The sequence below is a fragment of the Streptomyces sp. CMB-StM0423 genome, assembly GCF_002847285.1.
Classification (GTDB): Bacteria; Actinomycetota; Actinomycetes; order Streptomycetales; family Streptomycetaceae; genus Streptomyces.
In genome coordinates, this window is record NZ_CP025407.1 from 7,593,867 (window position 1) to 7,612,638 (window position 18,772).

Below are 18,772 nucleotides of genomic sequence, written 5' to 3' on the forward strand. Positions count from 1 at the left end.
TGCCCTTTGCGGCCGCACTTCACAGTGGGTCCGACGGGCGCCCGCGGGAGCGGACGGCAGTGCCGGCCGCGCGGCGTTCACGCCCCCCGCGGCGGGGCGGCGGCGGGTGCGAGGAGGGTGCGGAGCCGGCCCGGGGGGAGTCCGGATTCGGCGCGTACGACGTGCGTCATGTGCGCCTGGTCGGCGAAGCCGAGTGCGGCCGCGAGGCCGCCGAGGTCGCGCTCGCCCGCGGCCAGGCACTCCAGCGCCCGCGCGGCGCGCAGCCGGTTGCGGTAGCGGCTCAGCGTGGCGCCGGTCACCGCCCGGAACACCCGGCTCAGGTGGTGCGGCGAGCAGCCCAGCTCCGCGGCGAGGGCGAGCAGCCCCAGCCGGGGGTCGGCGGCCAGCGCCTCACGGGCGCCGTCGGCGAGCCGCCGCCGGGCCGCAGCCGTGGCCGGAGCGCCGCTCGCCACCCGGCGCGCGTCGAGCTGCGCGAGCGCCGCCGCGGTCAGGGCGACGGCCGACTCGGCGGCGCCGAAGGCGTCCCCGGGTCCGCGGCCCGCGGCCGCGCACAGCAGGCGGTGCCGCAGGGCCATCGCCGGTGTGGTGAACACCAGGCCCTCGGGTACGGCGGGATCGCCGCCCAGCAGCGAGGCGAGCAGCGGCTCCGAGGGCACGAGTTCCGTGTACCGGTCGGCGCCGCGCGGATGCGCGAACTGCTGCTCGCTGCCGAGCCGTTCGACGTACACCGACGCCGGGTCCATCGTCTGCTCCACCCCGTCCACCCACGCCCGTACGACACCGTCGCGGACGAGGACGAGCCCGAAGACGTCCGCGGCGCGCAGGGGCGTCCACCCGGCGGGCGGATCGTCGCAGCGCACGTCGGCGACGCAGAGGTCGTCGGCGGTGAGGAGCGGGGACCGGATCACGGCCATGCCCTTGAGCCTTGCACACGGGGACGGGGATCGCGCACGAACTTACAAGCGCGGGCGGGGCGATGGGCGCGAGGGTTGCTGCCATCCGGGGCCCGCGGGGCGGCCGGCGGAGAGGGGAGCGGAGATGCGACGGACGTACGACGGGGGCGCGGGACCGGGGGACGGAGTGGACGCGGGGGCCGGTGGGGAAAGGCCCGTGCCGGGCGGCGAGGCGGCCGGCGGCGCGGGGGACCCGACCGGCGACGTGACCCGCGGGGCGGGGGGCCCGCGGGCAGGAGCGGCCGCCGTCGGCGAGTGGGGGCGCCGGCGGTTGCTGCGGGGGGTGGGGGCGGTGGCCGCGGGGGCGGTCGCCGCGTCGGCGGCCGGAGCGGCGGCTGCGGCCGCGCCCCGGTCGCGCCGCCTGCCGGCGGACGGCCCGGCCGCCGGTTCCGCGAGGTCCGACGCCGCGGCCGACGGCCCGGCGGCGTCCGAGCCGGGGTGGTCCCGCGCGGAGGCGTCCGGTGCGGCGCCCGCCCGGGCGGAGGTCGCCGGGGTGGCCGTGTGCCGGGCCGGGCGGTTCGAGGTGGTGGCGCTGCTCGACGCGCATGGGACGTTCCCCCTGTCCCGTACGGACGCCTTCCCCGGCGCCTCCGCCGGCGCGTGGGCCGACGCGCGGCGCGTCGACCCACGGGCGTTCGGGCCCGGCGACGCCTGGGAGCTGGACTTCCGCTGCTTCGCCGTGCGTCGGCCCGGCGGCCGGGTCGTCCTCGTCGACTCCGGCGTCGGCCCGGCCGGCAGCCCCGCCGCGAGCTGGGCGCCGGTGCCGGGGCTGCTGCCCGGGCGGCTGGCCGCCGCCGGCATCGCGCCCGGCGACGTGGACGCCGTCGTCCTCAGCCACCTGCACGAGGACCACTACGGCTGGTCCGTCACCCCCGACGGCCGCCCCGCCTTCCCCCGCGCCCGCTACGTCGTCCAGGCCGCGGAACTCGCCGCCCTCGCCCCGGGCGACGCCGCGGTGAGGTACGCCGTCGACCCGCTGCGCGCCGCCGGGCGGCTCCACGTCGTCGACGGCGGCACCCGGCTGGCCGGCGGCCGCGGCGGCGCCGTGACGCTCGTACCGACGCCGGGACACACCCCCGGGCACCAGTCGGTGGTCGTGGACGGCGGCCGCCGGCAGATCGTCATCGCCGGCGACGTCCTCGTCCACGCGGTGCAGCTCGCCGATCCGGCCGTACGGTACTTCTTCGAAGAAGACCCCGGCCTGGCCCGCCGCACCCGGCGCCGGCTGCTGGAACGGGCCCGCGAGCGCGGCGCGGTGCTCGCCACGGCGCACCTGAACCGGCCCTTCGTGCCCCTGGGCTGACGGCGTGCGGGCCGCCGCCTGGCTGCCTTCAGTTGGGGGTGACGGTGCCGTCCGCGTCCATGGTCGGATGGATCTGGCTCGGCCCGTAGTCGTCCACGTCCGAAGGGCGCGGGGTCTCCGGACCTTCGGCTCCGATACGCATCGTCCGCTCCACCCGCACGATCACGAACTTCCGCCCGCACACCTCGACTTCGTTGCCCCGGCGGCGCCGGCGGTAGGCGTCCGCGGCCCGCCGGCAGGCCGCCGCGTCCGCCTTGGGCGGGCCGATCGGCGGGGGAAAGCCGTGCTCGTTGGTGAGGAAGTCGGCCAGCAGGCGCCGCGCCTGCTGCGGTGTGGCGTGCTGGCAGCCGACCATCTCCCACGACTTCTCGTGCTGCTCCAGCACCCGGAACGCCGGGGGGAGCATGACCACGTCCGGGTGGGAGACGACGGCCGCCGCGGAGTCGTCGAGCACCTGGCGGGGAAAGCGGGGGGACGAGTACGCGTACTCCTTCAGCGCCATCCGCAGCAGCGCTTCCGCCGGGCCGGTCGCGGCGCGGGGGTCGATGACGAAGCCCTCGGTGCGCGAGGGGACGTCCTCGTCCTCCCACCCGTCCGAGTCCGGGTCCGTCGGGCGCGGCGGCTCGGGGCGCCGGCCGTCGGTGCGGGTGAACTCGTCGGCGCGCACGATGCGGTGGCGGACGTCGCCGACCCTGACCTCGTCGACCGGCTCCCGCTCCAGCACCGCCACCGCGTCCAGCAGCCGGCGGCGCTGCTCGCGGTCGCGGACCTTGTCCCGGGCGGTGAACCACAACTGCGAGTTGAGCGCGTCGCGGGCGTCCTGCGGCATGCCGGAGTCCATGTCGGAGCACAGCCGCCAGCCCGGCGCGTCGCCGGGGCGCTGCTCGGCGACGCCGAACAGCGGGCCGCGTACCACCATGTACGGGTAGCGCATCGCGTACTGGGCGGCGTCCGTTTCGGTGACGCGGGCGACCGGGTCGTCCGGATCGGGGAGGCGGATGGTCACCCGCCGGGGCTCGCGGTCGGCGTTGTCGGGCATGTACCTCAGTGTGCCCCAACGGTCACCACAGAGTGACGGCTTTCGCCCGGGCGGCCCCCAAGGAGCGCGGCCGGGCTGTAGGCTTCGCGCGCCCTGCACGAGGCTGCACCCTCCCGCGCAGCGAGTCCGGCGGCCCGCGGCGCCGCGGCGCGGCCATGATCGTCGGCATGGACCGACTGGATGTCATCGACACCTGCACCCGTATGGCCTGGTACGCCGACCAGCGTGACTGGGACCGCCTGGCCGGCGTCTTCGCCGACAGCGTCACCCTCGACTACACCAGCCTCAACGGCGGCGAGCCCGCCGTCATGACCCCCGGCCAGATCGCCGACGGCTGGCGGGAGCTGTTCGGCGCGTACGAGACCACCCAGCACCTGCTCGGCAACCACCTCGTCACCGTCACCGGCGCCTCTGCCGTGTGCACCGCTTCCTTCCAGGCGACGCACCGCAGGGCGGAGGCGTACGGCGGCTCGCTGTGGACGCTGGGCGGCACCTACCGCTTCGACCTCGTGCGCACCGCGGGCGGCTGGCGGATCCACGGGATCGTCATGACCGCCCTGTGGGGTGACGGGAACCGCGGGCTGCTGTCGTGAGGGAGCCGGCCGGGCCGCCTCAGCCGGGTTCCGCCGAGGCGGAGAGTATGGCGTGCACCTTCACCGCCAGGTGCGTCTGCAGCCTGTGGTCACCGTGCCGCCACTGCGGGCCGAGCAGCGAGGTGATGCGGTCGATGCGCTGGTAGAGAGTGTTGACGTGGACGTAGAGGGCGGCGGCGGTGCGGGTGAGGTTGGCGTCGCAGGCGAAGTAGGTCGTCATGGTACGGGCCAGGTCGCCGCTGCGGCGCTCGTCGTAGTCGAGCACCGGGCCGAGCGTGCGGCGTACGAAGCGGCGCAGCTCGTCGCGGCCGGTCTGGTGGAACAGCAGGCCGTAGACGCCGAGTTCTTCGGGGGAGGCGCCCTCGCCGTCGCGGTCCAGGGCGAGCAGCACGTCCAGGCAGCGCACCGCGTCCGGGTGGGCCTCCACTATGGCCTCAAGCCCGGCGGACGCCGCCGCGGCGCCGACGGTCACCGCCGCGTCCAGGGTGCGCCGCAGGTGCTCGGCGAGGGCACGGGCCTGCGCCCCCGGGTCCGTGTCGCCCGACAGCAGCACCACGACGTCGCCGTGGTGCTCCCCGGCCAGGCCGCCGTGGCGGGCCGCGTAGGGGGCCGCCGCGTCCGCGATCCGCCGGCGGGACGCGCCGTCCCGCGAGCGGGCGGTGAGCACGGTGTGCGGACGGCCGTGGGCGATGCCCATCAGCGCGGCCCTGCGGTGCAGCCCTTCCGGGTCGCGGTGGGGGGACGACAGCAGGTCGTCGAGGAACTCGCCGCGCAGCCGGTGCTCCGCCTCAGCCACCGTCCGTTCCCCGAGCAGCAGCAGCGCGGTGACCATCGCCGCCCGCTCCAGCAGCCGTACGTCGTCGGCGCCGATGCGGCGGCAGAGCAGCAGCAGGACGCCCTGCACCTCGCCGCCGGCCACCACGGGCGTGGCGCAGGCGGCACCGCCGCCGTCCGCGGCCGGCACCCGGCGCGTCCTGCGCGCGTCGGTGCTCAGCACGCGCGCCTCGCGTACGGCCCGCGCCGCCGGACAGGTGTCGGGCAGCGCGCCCTCGGCGCGGGCCTGCTCGACCACCGGGTCGGTGCCGGCCGCCGCCATGGTGCGGCCGCGCGGATCGAGGACCAGGAGGCCGCCGCCGAGCACTTCTGCCAGGGTGTCGGCCACGTCGGCGAGGCCGCCGCCGTCCAGGACGATCGTGGTCAGCCGCTCGTGCAGGGCCGCGGCCCGCTCGATGGACCGGCTGTGCGCCTGGATGACCGCGTTGGCCTCGGTCAGCTCGTCGACGGTGCGGCGCACGTCCTGGAAGAGGGTGGCGTTCTCGATGGCGATGGCCGCGTGGTTGGCGAGGGACACCAGCAGCGCCACCTCGGCCTGCGAGAAGGGGCGGGCCCTGCGGTTGGCGGCGAAGAGCACCCCGATGACCCGGTCGCCCAGGGACAGGGGCACGCCCTGGATCGCCGTGACCCCTTCGCCGCCCACGGCGTCGTCGATGGTGTGGTCGAAGCGCGGGTCGTTGAGGTAGTCGGGGGTGTGGTACGGCACGCCCGTCTTGGCGACGAGGCCGCCGAGCCCCGCCCCCATCGCGAGCCGCACCTGCTTGAAGGAGTCGGTACGGATGCCGTCGGTGACGCGCATGTACGTGTCGCCGCGGTCGTCGTCGTTGAGCATGAGGTACGCGGCGTCGGTGCCGATGAGCTGGCGTACGCGGCGGACGATCGCCTGCAGCACGGCCTCCAGGTCGCGCAGCGAGGACAGGTCGCCCGCCGTCTCGTACAGTGCGGCCAGCTCCGCCTCGCGCCGGCGGCGCTCCTCCAACTGCGCGCGCACCGCCAGCGCGTCGTCGACCAGGGGGCGCAGCGCCGCCGCGGTCTCGCCCTGCGCGCCGGCGAGCAGTTCCTCGTACTCCCGCCTGGACGCGCCGTCGCGCAGGAGCCGCAGCAGGCGCTCGGCCGCCATTCCTGCCGTGCCTGCGGCGTGGGCGGTGGTGGGCAGGTCCGTGCCCATCGCGGCCTCCTCCCTCACGGCTCCCTTACCAGGGAGCGCTCCGGCCGGTCGCCGGCGGCGGGGTCACGCACCGTACCGTTCCCGGAGTCGGCGGACCGCATGCTCGCGGTGTCGCCGCGGGGCCGGAGCAGGTGCGCCACGGTGCCCCAGATGCCGCGGCGGAACAGGAGGACGACGAGGATGAACAGGCTGCCGGTGACGATCCCGACCTCGTCGAACCCGGAGGTCGACAGCCAGTCCTCCAGCCGTACGATCGCCGCCGCCCCCAGCAGGCTGCCCCACAGGGTGCCGATGCCGCCGAGCACCGTCATCACGACGACCTTCCCCGAGGTCGTCCAGTACACCTCCTGCAGCGAGGCGAACCCGTGGTTGACGGCGTACAGTCCGCCGGCGAGCCCGGAGAGGAATGCGGAGACGGTGAAGACGACCACCTTGTAGCGGTCGACGGAGTAGCCGAGCGCCCGGGCGCGGGCCGGGTTGTCCCGTACCGCGGCGACGACGCGGCCGAACGGCGAGTGCACGATGCGCCAGGCGGCGGCCAGGCCGGCGAGGACCAGGGGCAGCGCCGCGTAGTAGTAGACGAAGGAGTCCGACAGGTCGAGGCCGCCCAGTTCGCGCGGGATGCCCTGCAGCCCGTTCTCGCCGCCCGTGAGGTCGCCCCACTGGTTGGCGATGAAGTAGATCATCTGCGCGAAGGCGAGGGTGACCATGGCGAAGTAGATGCCGCTGCGGCGGACCGCGAGCAGCCCGATGGGCACGGCGATAACCGCGGCGGCCACCGCGCCGCCGGCCACCGCCAGCGGGAACGGCACGCCGGCGTGGATGGCGATGAGCCCGGTGGTGTACGCCGAGGTGCCCCAGAACGCGGCGTGGCCGAAGGACAGCAGCCCGGCGTGCCCCAGCAGCAGGTCGAACGCGACGGCGAACAGGCCCCAGCAGAGGATGTCGGCGGCCACCGGGGGATAGAGGACCCACGGCAGTCCGAGGACGGACACGAGGCCGGCGGTCAGCAGCCCCCAGCGCAGCCAGGCGGGCCTGCTGCCGAGCCGGTCGAGCAGGGCGAGGATCATATGGCGTGTTCCTCCTTGCCGAAGAGTCCGGCCGGCCGGACCAGCAGCACCACGGCCATCAGCAGGAAGACCGACGTCTGCGAGAGGACGGGGACGTAGAGGTTGCCGAGGGCCTGGAGCATCCCGATGGCGAAGCCGGCGAACACCGCGCCGGGGATGGAGCCGAGGCCGCCGATGACGACGACCGCGAAGACGACGATGATCAGGTCCGCGCCCATGCCCGAGTTGACCGCGCGCATCGGCGCGGCGAGCACCCCGGCCAGCGCGGCGAGCGCGACGCCGAAGCCGAACACGGGCATGACCCAGCGGGCGGTGTCGATGCCCAGCGCCCGGGTCAGCTCCGGCCGTTCGGTGGCGGCGCGCACCACCGTGCCGACGCGGGTGCGGGTCAGCAGCAGCCAGACGGCGAGGCAGACGACGGCCGCGGCGCCGAGAACGAAGACCTGGTACGCGGGGTAGCCGAAGAGCCCGAGGTCGACGGTGCCCGGGAAGGGGCCCTCGTCGTACGGGGTGGACTGGGCGCCGTACTTCATGCGCAGCAGGTCCTGGCAGACCAGTGCGATGCCGAAGGTGAGCAGGAAGTTGTAGAGCGGGTCGAGGGCGGCGAGCCGGTGGACGAGCAGCCGCTCCAGCAGCATGCCCGCCAGCGCGGCGGCGAGCGGCACCAGCAGCAGCGCCCACCAGAACCCGAGACCCGCGGAGTCCTGCAGGGCCACTGCGCCGAACGCGCCGAGCATGTAGACCGCGCCGTGCGCGAAGTTGACGACGTGGAGCATGCCGAAGATGACGGCGAGGCCGAGGGCGAGCAGCGCGTAGAAGCCGCCGGAGACCAGGCCGTTGAACGCCTGTTGCAGGAAGGAGGTCATCGTGGTCCCGTCCGTCCGTCCGCCGCGGCCCGCGGCGGGAGTTCCGCGGGCCACGGCCGTGGGTGCGCCGGTCAGTTCATCGAGCAGTCGGGTGAGGCCGGGCCGAACGCCTCGGCGGCGGGGATGGTCTCCACCTTCTCGGTGAAGTCGCCTTCGGTCTCGCTGTCGGCGGGGTCCTTGACCCGGGCCAGATAGGCGTCGTGCACGACGCGGTGGTCGGCCGCGCGCACCTCGGCGTTGCGGGCGAAGAAGTCGTCGAACGTCATGCCCTCCAGTTCCTTGTTGACCTCTTCCGGGTCATCGGTCCCGGCCCGCTGGACGGCTTCGAGGTAATGCGTCGCGGCGGAGTAGTTGGCGGCGTGGTCGAACGTCGGCCACGTGCCCGCCTTCTCCCTGAACCGCTCGGCCCACTTCCTCGACTCCTCGTCGACGTTCCAGAACCAGGGGGAGGTGAACATCGTCCCGGCGAGCTTGTCCTGCCCGATCGCCTTGATGTCGGTGTCGAACATCAGGCCGATGGCGAGCTGGATGTCCTTGTCCTTGAGCTTGAACTGCTGGTACTGCTTGACGACGTTGACCAGGTCACCGCCCGCCTGGAGCGTGCCGAGCACGGCCGGGGTGGGCTTCTTCGCGGACGCCTTGAGCAGGAAGGTGGAGAAGTTGTCGTTGGGGAACGGTGTCGGGTCCTTGCCCACCACCTCACCGCCTGCCGCCTCGATGGCGCTGCTGAACTGCTTCTCCATGTCCTGGCCGAAGGCGTAGTCCGGATAGATGAGGTACCAGCTCTCGCCGCCCTGCTTCGTCACCTCGGTGCCGGTCCCGTTCGCCAGCATGTAGGTGTCGTAGGCCCAGGCGTACGTGTACGGGTTGCAGGATTCGCCGGCCAGTTCCGTGGTCGCGGCGCCGATGTTGAAGTAGAGCTTCTTCGACTGCGCGGCGACGTTCGCCACGGCGAGCGCCGCGGACGACGTCGGCACGTCGAAGACGGCGTCGGCCTTCTCCCGGTCGTACATGTCCCGCGCCTGGGTGTTGGCGACGTCCGGCTTGTTCTGGTGGTCCGCCGAGATGACCTCGATGTCGTCGGTGACCGCGTCGCCGCCGTGCTTCTTCTCGAAGTCCGCCACGGCCATCTCCACCGCTGTGACCGCGTCCTCGCCGGCCAGCTCCGCGTACACGCCGGAGAGGTCCGTGAGCACGCCCAGGGTGATCCCGCCGTCGCTGATCTTCCCGCCGCCAGACCCCGGTCCGCCGCCGCCGCAACCCGCCAGCAGCGATACCGCCACCACCGTGGTCGTGGCGACCGCGGCTTTCGACCATGGGTGTCCCATGCTTCCTCCTTGAAGTGGTCGACGTTGCCGTGAGGGCCCCTGCGCTGGCCGGGCTACAGGCCCAGGTAGTCCAGGAGTTCGTGCTCGCGCTCGCGCACGTCGTCGTTGGCCAGCGACTCCGCGATCCGGCCGCGGTCCAGCAGGTAGTGGCGGTCGGCGACGGTGGTGGCGAAGCGCAGGTTCTGCTCCACCAGCAGCACCGCGGTGCCGTGCCGCTTGGCCTCGCGCAGGATCTCGCCGATGCGCTCGACGACGATCGGCGCCAGCCCCTCGGTCGGCTCGTCACACAGCAGTACCCCGGCGCCGGTGCGCAGTACCCGCGCGAGGGCGAGCATCTGCTGCTCGCCGCCGGAGAGCTTGCCGCCTGCGCTGCGGCGGCGCTCGGCGAGCGCCGGGAACTCCTCGTAGACGCGCGCCAGTGGCCAGGCCGAATCCGCCGTGGCCGGGGGCAGGGTCAGGTTCTCCTCGACGCTGAGACCCGCGTAGATGCCGCGGTCGTCGGGGACGTATCCGAGGCCGCGGCGGGCCCTGCGGTGCGGCGGCACCGCGCCCAGGTCCCGGCCCGCCAGAAGGATCGTCCCTGTGGCGCGCCGGTGCAGGCCCATCACGCATCGCAGCAGCGTGGTCTTCCCGGCTCCGTTGCGGCCCACGAGGGTCACGACCTCGCCGGCGCCGACCGTCAGCGACACGTCGCGCAGCACCTCGGCCTCGTCGTAGTGGGCGGTCACGCCCCGCACCTCAAGCAACGCCGGCCCCCAGGTACGCCTCGACGACCCGCAGGTCGGAGCGGACGGTGCGGTACGGGCCCTCGACGAGCACCCGGCCGCGCTGCAGCACCGTGACGGTGTCGGCCAGTGAGCCGACGACGCTCATGTTGTGCTCGACCAGCACCACGGTGCGGCCGGCGCGGATGCGGTCCACCAGGGTGACGGTGCGGTCGACGTCCTCCAGACCCATGCCGGCCGTGGGCTCGTCGAGCAGCAGCACCCGGGGGTCGAGGGCGAGGGCGAGCGCCAGTTCCAGCGCGCGCTTCTGCCCGTACGGCAGGCTGCCCGCCGGCGACTCGGCCCGCTCCGCCAGGCCGACCTGGTCCAGCAGTTCCCGCGCGCGCCCGGTGAACTGCGCCAGCAGCTTGTCCGACCGCCAGAACCGGCGGCCCAGGTCGGTGCCCGCCTGCAGCGCGAGCTCCAGATGCGCGCGTGCCGTCACGCCGGGGAAGAGGCTGGTGACCTGGAAGGAGCGGGCCACGCCGAGACGTGCCACCCGCTCCGGCGGCAGCCCTGTGATGTCCTGATCCGCCAGCTCGATCCGCCCCGCCGACGGCGGCAGGAAGCCGGTCAGCAAGTTGAACAGGGTGGTCTTCCCGGCCCCGTTGGGGCCGACAAGGGCGTGGACGGTGCCTTCCATGACGTCCAGGTCCACGTCGTCGACGGCGCGGAAGCCCTGGAACGCCTTCGTCAGGCCACGGGTGGACAGGATGGCGCGCGGGAGTGCGGTGGTGTCACCGCTCGTCGTTCTCGTCGTGCTCGTCATGCCGACCTCGGATGCCGCGGGGTGGGTGCCGACAGGGCGTCGGCGTCGGGGAGAACGTAGAAGCGGACGGCACGCGCGACTACAGAGAAGGTCTCCACAAGAAGGCGGTCCGGAGTGTGGTCTTCCTCCGTGGTCCGGGTCCCGGACCCCGGTCAACATGTCCGCCATGGCGATGATGGACATCCCGCTCAACAGTTGGCTGCTGTTCGACCACGGGCCGCGCTACTTCCACGACACCGAGGTCGTCACCCGCTTCCCGGACGGCAGCCGGCACCGCTACACCTACGCGGACTTCGGGCGCCGGGCGCAGCAGCTCATGCACGCGCTCGACGCCCTGGCGCTGCCGCCCGGCGCGAGGGTGGCCACGCTGGCCTGGAACGGCTACCGGCACCTGGAGGCGTACTGGGCCGTGCCCTGCACCGGCCGGGTGCTGCACACCCTGAACGTACGGCTGTCCGCCGACGAACTCGCCTACATCGTCAAGCACGCCGACGACCGGGTCGTGCTCGTGGACGCCGACCTGCTGCCGCTGCTGGAGCAGGTCGCGGAGCGCGGCGGCCTCGCGGGGGTCGACCACGTGGTGGTCCTCGCCGACCGGGTACCGCCCGGCACCACGCTGCCTGACACCCTGGCCTACGAGGAGCTCATCGCCGCGCAGCCCGGGACGTACGAGCCGCGCGAGATCGACGAGCGGTCGCCGCTCGGACTCTGCTACACCTCCGGCACGACGGGCCGGCCCAAGGGTGTGGTCTACACCCACCGCTCGACCATGCTGCACGCCCTCGCCGGCTCCTCCCGGGCCGCGATGTCCATCGGCCCCGGCGACGCCGTGCTCCCGGTGGTGCCGATGTTCCACGCCAACGCGTGGGGCCTGCCCTACACCGCCACCCCGTACGGCGCCAAGCAGGTGTTCTTCGGCGGGCCGCTGGACCAGGCGGCGCTCGTGGAGCTGATGGCCGACGAGCGCGTGACCGTCGCCGCAGGTGTGCCGACCGTGTGGATGGCCGTGGCGGACGCCCTGGCCGCCCGCGGCGGCGGCCTGCCGGACGTACGGCATCTGCTGTGCGGCGGGGCGCGGCCGGCGCGCGCGCTCATCGACCGCTACCGCACCGAGTTCGGCATCCCGCTGGTGCAGATCTGGGGCATGACGGAGACGTCACCGCTCGCCAGCTTCGCCTGGCCGAAGGAGCGCATGCGCGGCTGGGACGAGGAACGGCTCGCGGACGCCGTCCGCGGCATGGCGGGGCTGCCCCTGCCGGGGGTGCAGACGCAGATCCGCGACGCGGACGGGCGCCCGCTGCCCTGGGACGGCGCGTCGATGGGCGAACTGCTGGTGCGCGGGCCCTGGGTGGCCGACGCGTACCTCGGGGAGGAGGGCGGCGGGCAGTTCACCGAGGACGGCTGGTTCGTCACCGGCGACATCGCGACCGGCTCGCCCGACGGCTACTTCGTCATCACCGACCGCGCCAAGGACCTCGTGAAGTCGGGCGGGGAGTGGATCTCCTCGGTCGACATGGAGTCGGCGGTGATGGCGATGGACGCCGTCACCGAGGCGGCCGTGGTCGCGGTGCCGGACGAGAGGTGGTCGGAACGGCCGCTGGTGTGCGTGGTCCTGCGCGACGGCGCGTCGGTGACTCTGGACGAGGTGCGTGCGCACCTGGAGCGGAGCGGCTTCGCGCGCTGGCAACTGCCGGACCGGATCGAACTCGTGGACGCGGTGCCGCGCACCGGCACCGGCAAGTTCGACAAGAAGGCGCTGCGCGCCCGCTTCGCGTCCTGAGCCCCGGCCGGGCGCGGCGCGCGGTCCCCCTGCTGCTACGGCGCCTCGTGCCGCGGGTCCGCCGCCTCGGGGCGTTCCGCCAGCCGGATGCCCGGCCAGCGGTTCGCCGCGGCCAGCTCCCGGGTGACCTCGACGATGCCCTGGCGGACTGCCGCGACGCTGTCCCGCGGCTCGTAGCGGTCCGTGGCGGTGAGTACGGCGACGTGCCGGCGGAGCGCCGGGGCGACGATGCGGCGCACCCCGAGCCGGCGCGGGTCGTGGCCGGCGACCACCGAGCGCGGCAGGATCGTGCACGCCTCGCCGCTCTCCGCGATGCGGATGAGCGTGCCGAGCGACTCCACGTCGCCGACGTTCACGGGCACCATTCCGTACGCGGCGAACGCCCGGTCCACCAGGATCCGCAGGTTGCTGCGCGCGCCCGGCGTCACCAGCGGCACGTCCCGCAGGTCGGTCAGGGGCACGTCGGCGGGCGTCGCGGGGGCGGGATCCGGCTGGCCGATCAGATACAGACTCTCCGAGTACAGCGGCAGCTCCGCCGGGCGCGGCGCGGCGTCCTCGCGGAAGACGGCGGCCAGGTCCAGCCGTCCGGCGAGCAGCAGTTCGTGCACGTAGCCGCTCATGGACTCGAACATCTGCAGGTGGATGCCGGGGTAGTGGGCCCGTACCCAGGTGAACAGGGCGGGCGCGAGCGGCGCGGCCACCGTGGTCGGCAGCCCGATCGCGACCGGGCCGTGCACCGGCGGCCGGCTGACGGCGATGTCCTGCGCGAGCCGGTCGAACTGGCGCACCAACTGCTGGGCGTCCCGGTACAGCGCCCGGCCCGCGGACGTGGGCCGCACCCCGCGCGGGCCGCGGTCCAGGAGCCTGACCCCGAGATGGGCTTCGAGCTGCGCCATGCGCTGGCTGATCGCGGGCTGGGAGACGTGCAGCGCCCGGGTGGCCCGGGACAGGCTGCCGGCGTCGACGACGGCGATGAAGTCACGCAGTTGAGCGATGTCCACGGGCTTCTCCGCACCGCCTTCCCACAGTTGCCTCGCCGACGGGACGTGTCCCGCCCGGCGCCTACGCGGAGGTGTGCCGCCCGGCCTGCGCGGCGATGCGGCGGGCGCGTTCGACGACCGGCCGGTCGATCATCTCACCGGCCACCGCCGCCGCGCCGTCGTGACCCGCGGCCAGCACCCGCCGGGCCCAGGCCAGCTCGTCCTCGTCGGGTGCGTAGGCGGCGTGCACCTGCTCCACCTGCGCCGGGTGGATGCACAGCTTGCCGCCGAAGCCCCAGTCCCGGCCGCGGCCGGCGGCGCGGGCCACGGCCGGCGCGTCGCGTACCGCCGTGGTGACGCCGTCGACGGGCGCGGGCAGCCCGTGCGCGGCCGACCAGCGGACCAGGTCGGCCCGCGCGGAGTCGAGCGCCAGGTCGTCGCGTACGCCCAGATCGAGAGCGAGGTCGACGCTGCCGAAGAGCAGCCGCAGGCAGTCGGGCTCCGCCGCGATGCCGTCGAGGCCGACGAGCCCGCGCGCCGACTCGATCAGGGGGAGTACGGGGGCGCCGCTCGCCCGCGCGGCCTGCCGTACCTGTGCCGCGGACTCCGCCTTGGGCAGCACGACGGCCGCGGGGGACAGCGCCCGGCAGACGGCGAGGTCGTCGGCGAACTCGGCGGTCAGCGGGCCGTTGACCCGCACCGCCACCGGCACGGCGGCGTCCCGCGGCCAGCCGGCGGACAGGCTGTCCCGGGCGGCCGCCTTGCCGGCCGCGGCCACGGCGTCCTCCAGGTCGACGATCACGGCGTCGGCCCCGCTGCCGACGGCCTTCGCGAACCGGTCGGGCCGGGTGGCGGGCACGAACAGCCAGCTCACCGCGGCGCTGAGCGCCACCGCGTGCCCGGTCATACGGTGCCGCCCGCAGCCAGCTCGTCGATCTCGTCGTCCGCGAGACCCACCTCGGCGAGGATGTCCCGGGTGTGCTCGCCGAGCCCGGGCACGGGATCCATCCGCGGGGCGTCGTCGACCGGGCCCGGCGGGGCCAGCGCCGGTATCGGACCCGCCGGGGTCTGCACCTCGTGCCAGCGGTTGCGGGCCGCCAACTGCGGGTGGTGCCACACGTCGGCGAGCGAGTTGACCCGGGCGTGCGCCACCGGGACCGCAGTCAGCAGCTCGACGGCCTCGGCGCCGGTCAGCTCGGCGAAGCGCGCCGCGATGAGCGCGCCGAGGGCCTCGCGGTGCGCGTTACGGGCCGCGTTGCCCGCGTAGTCCGGGTGCTCCGCCAGCCCGGGCCGCCGCAGGAAGCGCTCGCAGAACGCCGCCCACTCGCGCTCGTTCTGGACGCACATCATGACGACCTTGCCGTCCCCGGCGGTGAAGGGGCCGTACGGATAGATCGTGGCGTGCGCCGCGCCCGCCCGCGGCGGCGGCTCGGCGCCGTCGTAGGCGTAGTAGAGCGGGAAGCCCAGCCACTCCACCGTGGCCTCCAGCATCGACACCTCGACGTGCGCCCCGTCGCCGGTCCTGCCGCGCTCGATCAGGGCGGCGAGGACCGAGCTGTACGCGTACATCCCCGCCGCGATGTCGGACACCGAGATGCCCACCTTCGCCATCTCCGCGGCCGTCCCGGTCACCGACAGCAGCCCGGACTCGCTCTGCACCATCAGGTCGTACGCCTTCGCGGCGGCGTACGGGCCCGGGGCGCCGTACCCGGAGATGTCGCAGACGATCATCCGGGGGTGCGCGGCGTGCAGCTCCGCCCAGCCGAGCCCGGCGCGCCCGGCCGCGCCGGGTGCCAGGTTCTGCACGAAGACGTCGGCGCGCGCGAGCAGCCGGCGCAGCACGTCGCTGCCGCGCGGGTCCTTGATGTCGAGGGTGAGCGACTCCTTGTTGCGGTTGGCCCACACGAAGTGCGAGCTGAGCCCGCGCACGCGGCTGTCGTACGCGCGGGCGAAGTCACCGCTGCCGGGCCGCTCCACCTTGATCACGCGGGCGCCGAGGTCGGCGAGCTGGCGGGTGGCGTACGGCGCGGCGACGGCCTGTTCGAGCGAGACGACGGTGATTCCGCGGAGGGGTTGCATGCGCTTCTTTCTCTCGGGCTTGCTCTCTGGGGACCGCCGGCGGACCTCAGACCACGAAGCTCACGGCGATGACGAGGGCGAGCGAGACGACGGAGGCCAGCGCGGTGACGAAGGTGAGCGCCTTGAGCGCGCCCCGGGTGGTCACCCCGAGCAGCGGCTGGAACATCCAGAAGAAGTTGCTGTTCACCTGGAGGGCGAAGAGCGATCCCGAGCCGATCGCCAGCGCCAGCACGGCCGGCGGTACGGCGAGTTCCCCCATGATCGGGGCGATGATCCCGGCCGCGGCGATGGCGGCGACGCCGATCGACCCGATGGCCAGGTGCAGGAGCGCCGCGACCAGCCAGACCAGCAGGATCGTCACGACGGTGGACATGCCCGCGTCGGCGGAGAAGATGTCGGCGAGCACGTCGTCGAGCCCGGTCTCGCCGATCACCGCGCCGAGCGAGCCGCCGACCCCGGTGACGAGCAGGATCTGCCCCGTGCTGTGGAAGCCCTCGGTCATCGCCTCGCCCACCCGCTCGTCGGTGAGCACCCACTTCGCCAGGGCGTACGCGCCGACCAGGCCGGCGAACAGGGCGAACGCGGGGTCGCCGAGGAAGGTGAGCAGATCGGACTTCACTCCGGCGGCGTCGCTGATCGCGCCGGTCGCGATGAGCAGCAGCGGGAAGGCGATCGGCAGCAGCGCGAGGTACAGCGGCGGCATCGGCCGGCGGGCTCCGGGCACGTCGGCCTCGGGGGCGTCCGCCGCCACGGACGTGGCCGCGGCCGGTGCCTCGGCGGTCGTGGCCGCACCGGAGCCGCCTGCCGGGCGGCGGCCGGAGCCGGGCGCGGCGTTCCCGCGGGATCCGCGCGGGGGTACGGACTTCGCGCCGCCCGCGCCGGTGGCCGGGGCGTCGCGGTCGTCCCGCTCGTCCTGGTCGCCCTGCGCGTTCTCGGCGTCGGGCACCTCGTCGGTGTCCGCGTTCCAGAGGCCGTGGCGCAGCAGCCGGCCGTAGAGGAACGTGGTGAGCAGCGCGGCGAGCGGGCCGAGGACGAACCCGTACACCAGCATCGTGCTGAGCGGTACGTGCAGCAGCCCGGCGATCGCCAGGGTGCCGAGGCCGGGCACGACGAACACGTAGCCGACGAGGATGCCCGCGCTCAGCGCGCCGCTCATCATCGGCAGCCCGTAGCGCCCCATGCGCGGCGCCGCGGACTTGGCCAGCGGGGCGGCGAGGACGAGCTGGACGTCCACGTAAATGGACGGGAAGACCGCGCTCAGGGCCCCGGCGAGAGCATAGGGGAGCTTTCCAGGACCGAGGGCGCGCAGCAGTTTCTCGACCAGTTTCTGCAGCGATCCCATGGAGTTCAGCAGCGAACCGAGAAGTACGCCGAAGCCGATCAGCAGACCGACTTCCGCCATGATGTCGCCGAATCCGCCCACGATCGCGTGGATGGTGCCTTCGAAGCCGAGGCCGGACGCGATACCGAGATAGAGGGAGCCGATGACCAAGGCGATCACCGGTTCCACCTTCGGTACCAGAATGAGCAGGATGACCACGAGGATGGCTATCGCTGTATGCAGTGCTGTCAAGGGAGTTCCTCTCACCACGGTGTGAGTGCATGAGATGGAAACACGGTGGTCACGGGGGCGGAAGGCGGAGATCCGCGATAGGGGTATCAGCCGCGGTTATGGCTTCTGGGGCCCGTCGCGAAGCAATTGCGGCCGCGATATCCGGATCGGGTCACGGGGCCGTATGTCCCGCCATCGCCGGAAATCGTGGGGGGGGATCCGAGGCCCGTCAGTGATGGCCGGAACCGGGGTCGCCGTAGCGCACGACCTTCGTGGGGACGACGATACGCAGCGGCGCGGCATCGTCCGGATCGGCATCCGGCTCGTTCATGCGGCGCAGCAGCAGTTCCGCCGCCCGCCGGCCGAGTTCGCGCGGGTCGTACGCCACGATCAGCGGCACGCCGAGTACGTCGGCCAGCTCGAAGTCGTCGAAACCCGCCAGGCTGACGGGGCGCCCGAGCCGGCTCGCGGCGCGGAAGGCGCCGAGGGTGTTGCGGCTGTTGGCGCAGAAGAGCGCCGTCGGTGGCCGGGGGAGTTCGAGCAGTTCCCGGGCGGCGGCCTCGGCGGCCGGGATGGTGCGCTGCCGCAGCCGCACGTACCGCTCGTCCAGCGCGACGCCCGCCTCCTCCAGCGCGACGCAGAAGCCGCGGAACCGCTCGGAGCTGGTCCAGACGGACGGGGGCAGGCCGAGGAAGCCGAGCCGGGTGTGGCCGGCCGCCAGGAGACCGGCCGTCGCCTCGCGCGCGCCGCCGAAGTCGTCCACCAGGACGCAGTCCAGCGGCACGCCGGACGGGGGGCGGGCCCCCAGGACGATGGGCACCGAGCCCGGCTGCGCGGCGAGGTGGGAGTGGTCGTTGCCGGCCGGCACGACGATCATGCCGTCGACGCGGCGGGCGGTGAGTTCTTCCACGAGCCGCCGTTCGCGTTCGACGTCCTCGTCGGTGTTGGTGAGGACGACCTTCAGGCCGTGCCGGCTGACGCCCGACTCCACGCCCAGGGCGAACTGGGAGTAGAAGGGGTTCGCGAGGTTCGTGACCACGAGGCCGATCAGCCCGCTGGTCCGCCCCAGCCGGAGGTTGCGGGCGACCTCGTTGCGCCGGTAGCCGAGGGAGTCGACGGCGGCGAGCACGCGCTCCCGGGTCGCCTTGCTCACCCCGGGGTCGTCGTGCAGCACGCGGGATACGGTCATGGGACTCACCGAGGCGTGCTCGGCGACGTCCCGCATCGTCGGAGGGCGGCGCGATGGGGAATCCTCGGTCACCGTCTTCTCCCCCGCTGTGTCACGTCGAGGCGCCCCCGCGCCGGGCCCGCTGCACGACGGCGGACGAGGAGATTCCGCGATCCCTGCCGTCGACCTGCCGAGCAGCACCACGCTAGCACCGAAGGCCATGGCCTGAGGCCGGAGAGCGACGCCGGGGGCACGGAACGTGTGGGGAAGCGTATCGATCTGAGTTCGGCAGGGCGATGGTAACGCTATCTTCGCGGTGAGCGCGATGCCGGTGCAGCGTAAAGCCCGCGCGATGACGGGGGGTTCGTCGGGCGCGGTGCATCGATCTTCTTGCGTACCAGCTCAGGAGGGTGCGACCCAACCCGGGGGAACGCACCCCCTTGACGTGGCCGCATCCGGCCCTTACGTTCCAACCGCACTGCCGCATGGTAACGATAACTCACCCAGAAGTTCCGTCACTTGAAGG

Annotated in this window: 16 protein-coding genes; 3 read left to right on the top strand and 13 right to left on the bottom strand. The window is 73.8% G+C overall.

The window, feature by feature from the left end:
* Nucleotides 1–77: 77 nt before the first annotated feature.
* On the bottom strand, nt 78–914 hold the full coding sequence (locus tag CXR04_RS32995) for a helix-turn-helix transcriptional regulator (protein ID WP_101425863.1): 837 nt from the start codon (nt 912–914) through the stop codon (nt 78–80).
* A 124-nt stretch (nt 915–1,038) separates the two neighbouring features.
* Between CXR04_RS32995 and CXR04_RS36270 the strand changes: the two genes are divergently transcribed.
* Nucleotides 1,039–2,256: an MBL fold metallo-hydrolase gene (locus CXR04_RS36270; protein ID WP_234380612.1), complete on the top strand. Its 1,218-nt coding sequence runs from the start codon at nt 1,039–1,041 to the stop codon at nt 2,254–2,256.
* 28 nt (nt 2,257–2,284) lie between these two features.
* Here the strand turns inward: CXR04_RS36270 and CXR04_RS33005 are convergent, their stop codons facing one another.
* Complete coding sequence (locus tag CXR04_RS33005; RefSeq protein ID WP_101425864.1) at nt 2,285–3,295, bottom strand: DUF5954 family protein; 1,011 nt, start codon at nt 3,293–3,295, stop codon at nt 2,285–2,287.
* Between the two features lie 167 nt (nt 3,296–3,462).
* On the opposite strand from CXR04_RS33005, the gene CXR04_RS33010 reads away from it, so the two are divergent.
* Nucleotides 3,463–3,888 (top strand): nuclear transport factor 2 family protein, encoded by a 426-nt coding sequence (locus tag CXR04_RS33010; RefSeq protein ID WP_234380613.1) that lies wholly within the window; start codon nt 3,463–3,465, stop codon nt 3,886–3,888.
* A gap of 19 nt (nt 3,889–3,907) precedes the next feature.
* On the opposite strand, the gene CXR04_RS33015 is transcribed toward CXR04_RS33010, so the two are convergent.
* The 6 genes from CXR04_RS33015 to CXR04_RS33040 form a co-directional block, all read right to left on the bottom strand.
* A complete protein-coding gene (locus tag CXR04_RS33015; protein ID WP_101425866.1) occupies nt 3,908–5,890 on the bottom strand; it encodes a helix-turn-helix domain-containing protein in 1,983 nt (660 codons plus the stop codon).
* 14 nt (nt 5,891–5,904) lie between these two features.
* Complete coding sequence (locus tag CXR04_RS33020) at nt 5,905–6,960, bottom strand: branched-chain amino acid ABC transporter permease (protein ID WP_101425867.1); 1,056 nt, start codon at nt 6,958–6,960, stop codon at nt 5,905–5,907.
* Entirely contained in the window at nt 6,957–7,826 is an 870-nt protein-coding gene (locus tag CXR04_RS33025) for a branched-chain amino acid ABC transporter permease (protein WP_101425868.1), read from the bottom strand. The genes CXR04_RS33020 and CXR04_RS33025 overlap by 4 nt, the downstream gene beginning before the upstream one ends.
* Before the next feature lie 71 nt (nt 7,827–7,897).
* On the bottom strand, nt 7,898–9,154 hold the full coding sequence (locus CXR04_RS33030; RefSeq protein ID WP_101425869.1) for an ABC transporter substrate-binding protein: 1,257 nt from the start codon (nt 9,152–9,154) through the stop codon (nt 7,898–7,900).
* Nucleotides 9,155–9,207: 53 nt separating this feature from the next.
* Nucleotides 9,208–9,882: an ABC transporter ATP-binding protein gene (locus tag CXR04_RS33035; RefSeq protein ID WP_101425870.1), complete on the bottom strand. Its 675-nt coding sequence runs from the start codon at nt 9,880–9,882 to the stop codon at nt 9,208–9,210.
* 10 nt (nt 9,883–9,892) lie between these two features.
* Nucleotides 9,893–10,687 carry an ABC transporter ATP-binding protein gene (locus CXR04_RS33040; protein WP_101425871.1) on the bottom strand — a complete coding sequence of 265 codons (795 nt, stop codon included), beginning with the start codon at nt 10,685–10,687 and terminating at the stop codon, nt 9,893–9,895.
* A gap of 166 nt (nt 10,688–10,853) precedes the next feature.
* On the opposite strand from CXR04_RS33040, the gene CXR04_RS33045 reads away from it, so the two are divergent.
* Nucleotides 10,854–12,467 carry a long-chain fatty acid--CoA ligase gene (locus CXR04_RS33045; RefSeq protein WP_101426729.1) on the top strand — a complete coding sequence of 538 codons (1,614 nt, stop codon included), beginning with the start codon at nt 10,854–10,856 and terminating at the stop codon, nt 12,465–12,467.
* 35 nt (nt 12,468–12,502) lie between these two features.
* On the opposite strand, the gene CXR04_RS33050 is transcribed toward CXR04_RS33045, so the two are convergent.
* The 5 genes from CXR04_RS33050 to CXR04_RS33070 all read right to left on the bottom strand — a co-directional run bounded on the left by CXR04_RS33050 (nt 12,503) and on the right by CXR04_RS33070 (nt 18,303).
* Nucleotides 12,503–13,468, bottom strand: coding sequence for a LysR substrate-binding domain-containing protein (locus CXR04_RS33050; RefSeq protein WP_101425872.1), 966 nt, complete (start codon nt 13,466–13,468; stop codon nt 12,503–12,505).
* Between the two features lie 61 nt (nt 13,469–13,529).
* Complete coding sequence (locus CXR04_RS33055) at nt 13,530–14,354, bottom strand: HpcH/HpaI aldolase/citrate lyase family protein (RefSeq protein WP_101425873.1); 825 nt, start codon at nt 14,352–14,354, stop codon at nt 13,530–13,532.
* Nucleotides 14,351–15,526, bottom strand: a complete 1,176-nt coding sequence (locus CXR04_RS33060) for a CaiB/BaiF CoA transferase family protein (RefSeq protein WP_101425874.1) — start codon at nt 15,524–15,526, stop codon at nt 14,351–14,353. Before CXR04_RS33060 ends, CXR04_RS33055 begins: the two co-directional genes overlap by 4 nt.
* A gap of 46 nt (nt 15,527–15,572) precedes the next feature.
* Nucleotides 15,573–17,099 (bottom strand): GntP family permease, encoded by a 1,527-nt coding sequence (locus CXR04_RS33065; RefSeq protein ID WP_101425875.1) that lies wholly within the window; start codon nt 17,097–17,099, stop codon nt 15,573–15,575.
* A 208-nt stretch (nt 17,100–17,307) separates the two neighbouring features.
* Nucleotides 17,308–18,303 carry a LacI family DNA-binding transcriptional regulator gene (locus CXR04_RS33070; RefSeq protein WP_101425876.1) on the bottom strand — a complete coding sequence of 332 codons (996 nt, stop codon included), beginning with the start codon at nt 18,301–18,303 and terminating at the stop codon, nt 17,308–17,310.
* Nucleotides 18,304–18,772: the final 469 nt, after the last annotated feature.

What these genes read in the sequence shown, in the direction of transcription:
- CXR04_RS32995 (WP_101425863.1), bottom strand. Translation starts at nt 914, where the DNA reads ATGGCCGTGATCCGGTCCCCGCTCCTCACCGCCGACGACCTCTGCGTC.
- CXR04_RS36270 (WP_234380612.1), top strand. Translation starts at nt 1,039, where the DNA reads ATGCGACGGACGTACGACGGGGGCGCGGGACCGGGGGACGGAGTGGAC.
- CXR04_RS33005 (WP_101425864.1), bottom strand. Translation starts at nt 3,295, where the DNA reads ATGCCCGACAACGCCGACCGCGAGCCCCGGCGGGTGACCATCCGCCTC.
- CXR04_RS33010 (WP_234380613.1), top strand. Translation starts at nt 3,463, where the DNA reads ATGGACCGACTGGATGTCATCGACACCTGCACCCGTATGGCCTGGTAC.
- CXR04_RS33015 (WP_101425866.1), bottom strand. Translation starts at nt 5,890, where the DNA reads ATGGGCACGGACCTGCCCACCACCGCCCACGCCGCAGGCACGGCAGGA.
- CXR04_RS33020 (WP_101425867.1), bottom strand. Translation starts at nt 6,960, where the DNA reads ATGATCCTCGCCCTGCTCGACCGGCTCGGCAGCAGGCCCGCCTGGCTG.
- CXR04_RS33025 (WP_101425868.1), bottom strand. Translation starts at nt 7,826, where the DNA reads ATGACCTCCTTCCTGCAACAGGCGTTCAACGGCCTGGTCTCCGGCGGC.
- CXR04_RS33030 (WP_101425869.1), bottom strand. Translation starts at nt 9,154, where the DNA reads ATGGGACACCCATGGTCGAAAGCCGCGGTCGCCACGACCACGGTGGTG.
- CXR04_RS33040 (WP_101425871.1), bottom strand. Translation starts at nt 10,687, where the DNA reads ATGACGAGCACGACGAGAACGACGAGCGGTGACACCACCGCACTCCCG.
- CXR04_RS33045 (WP_101426729.1), top strand. Translation starts at nt 10,854, where the DNA reads ATGGCGATGATGGACATCCCGCTCAACAGTTGGCTGCTGTTCGACCAC.
- CXR04_RS33055 (WP_101425873.1), bottom strand. Translation starts at nt 14,354, where the DNA reads ATGACCGGGCACGCGGTGGCGCTCAGCGCCGCGGTGAGCTGGCTGTTC.
- CXR04_RS33060 (WP_101425874.1), bottom strand. Translation starts at nt 15,526, where the DNA reads ATGCAACCCCTCCGCGGAATCACCGTCGTCTCGCTCGAACAGGCCGTC.
- CXR04_RS33070 (WP_101425876.1), bottom strand. Translation starts at nt 18,303, where the DNA reads ATGCGGGACGTCGCCGAGCACGCCTCGGTGAGTCCCATGACCGTATCC.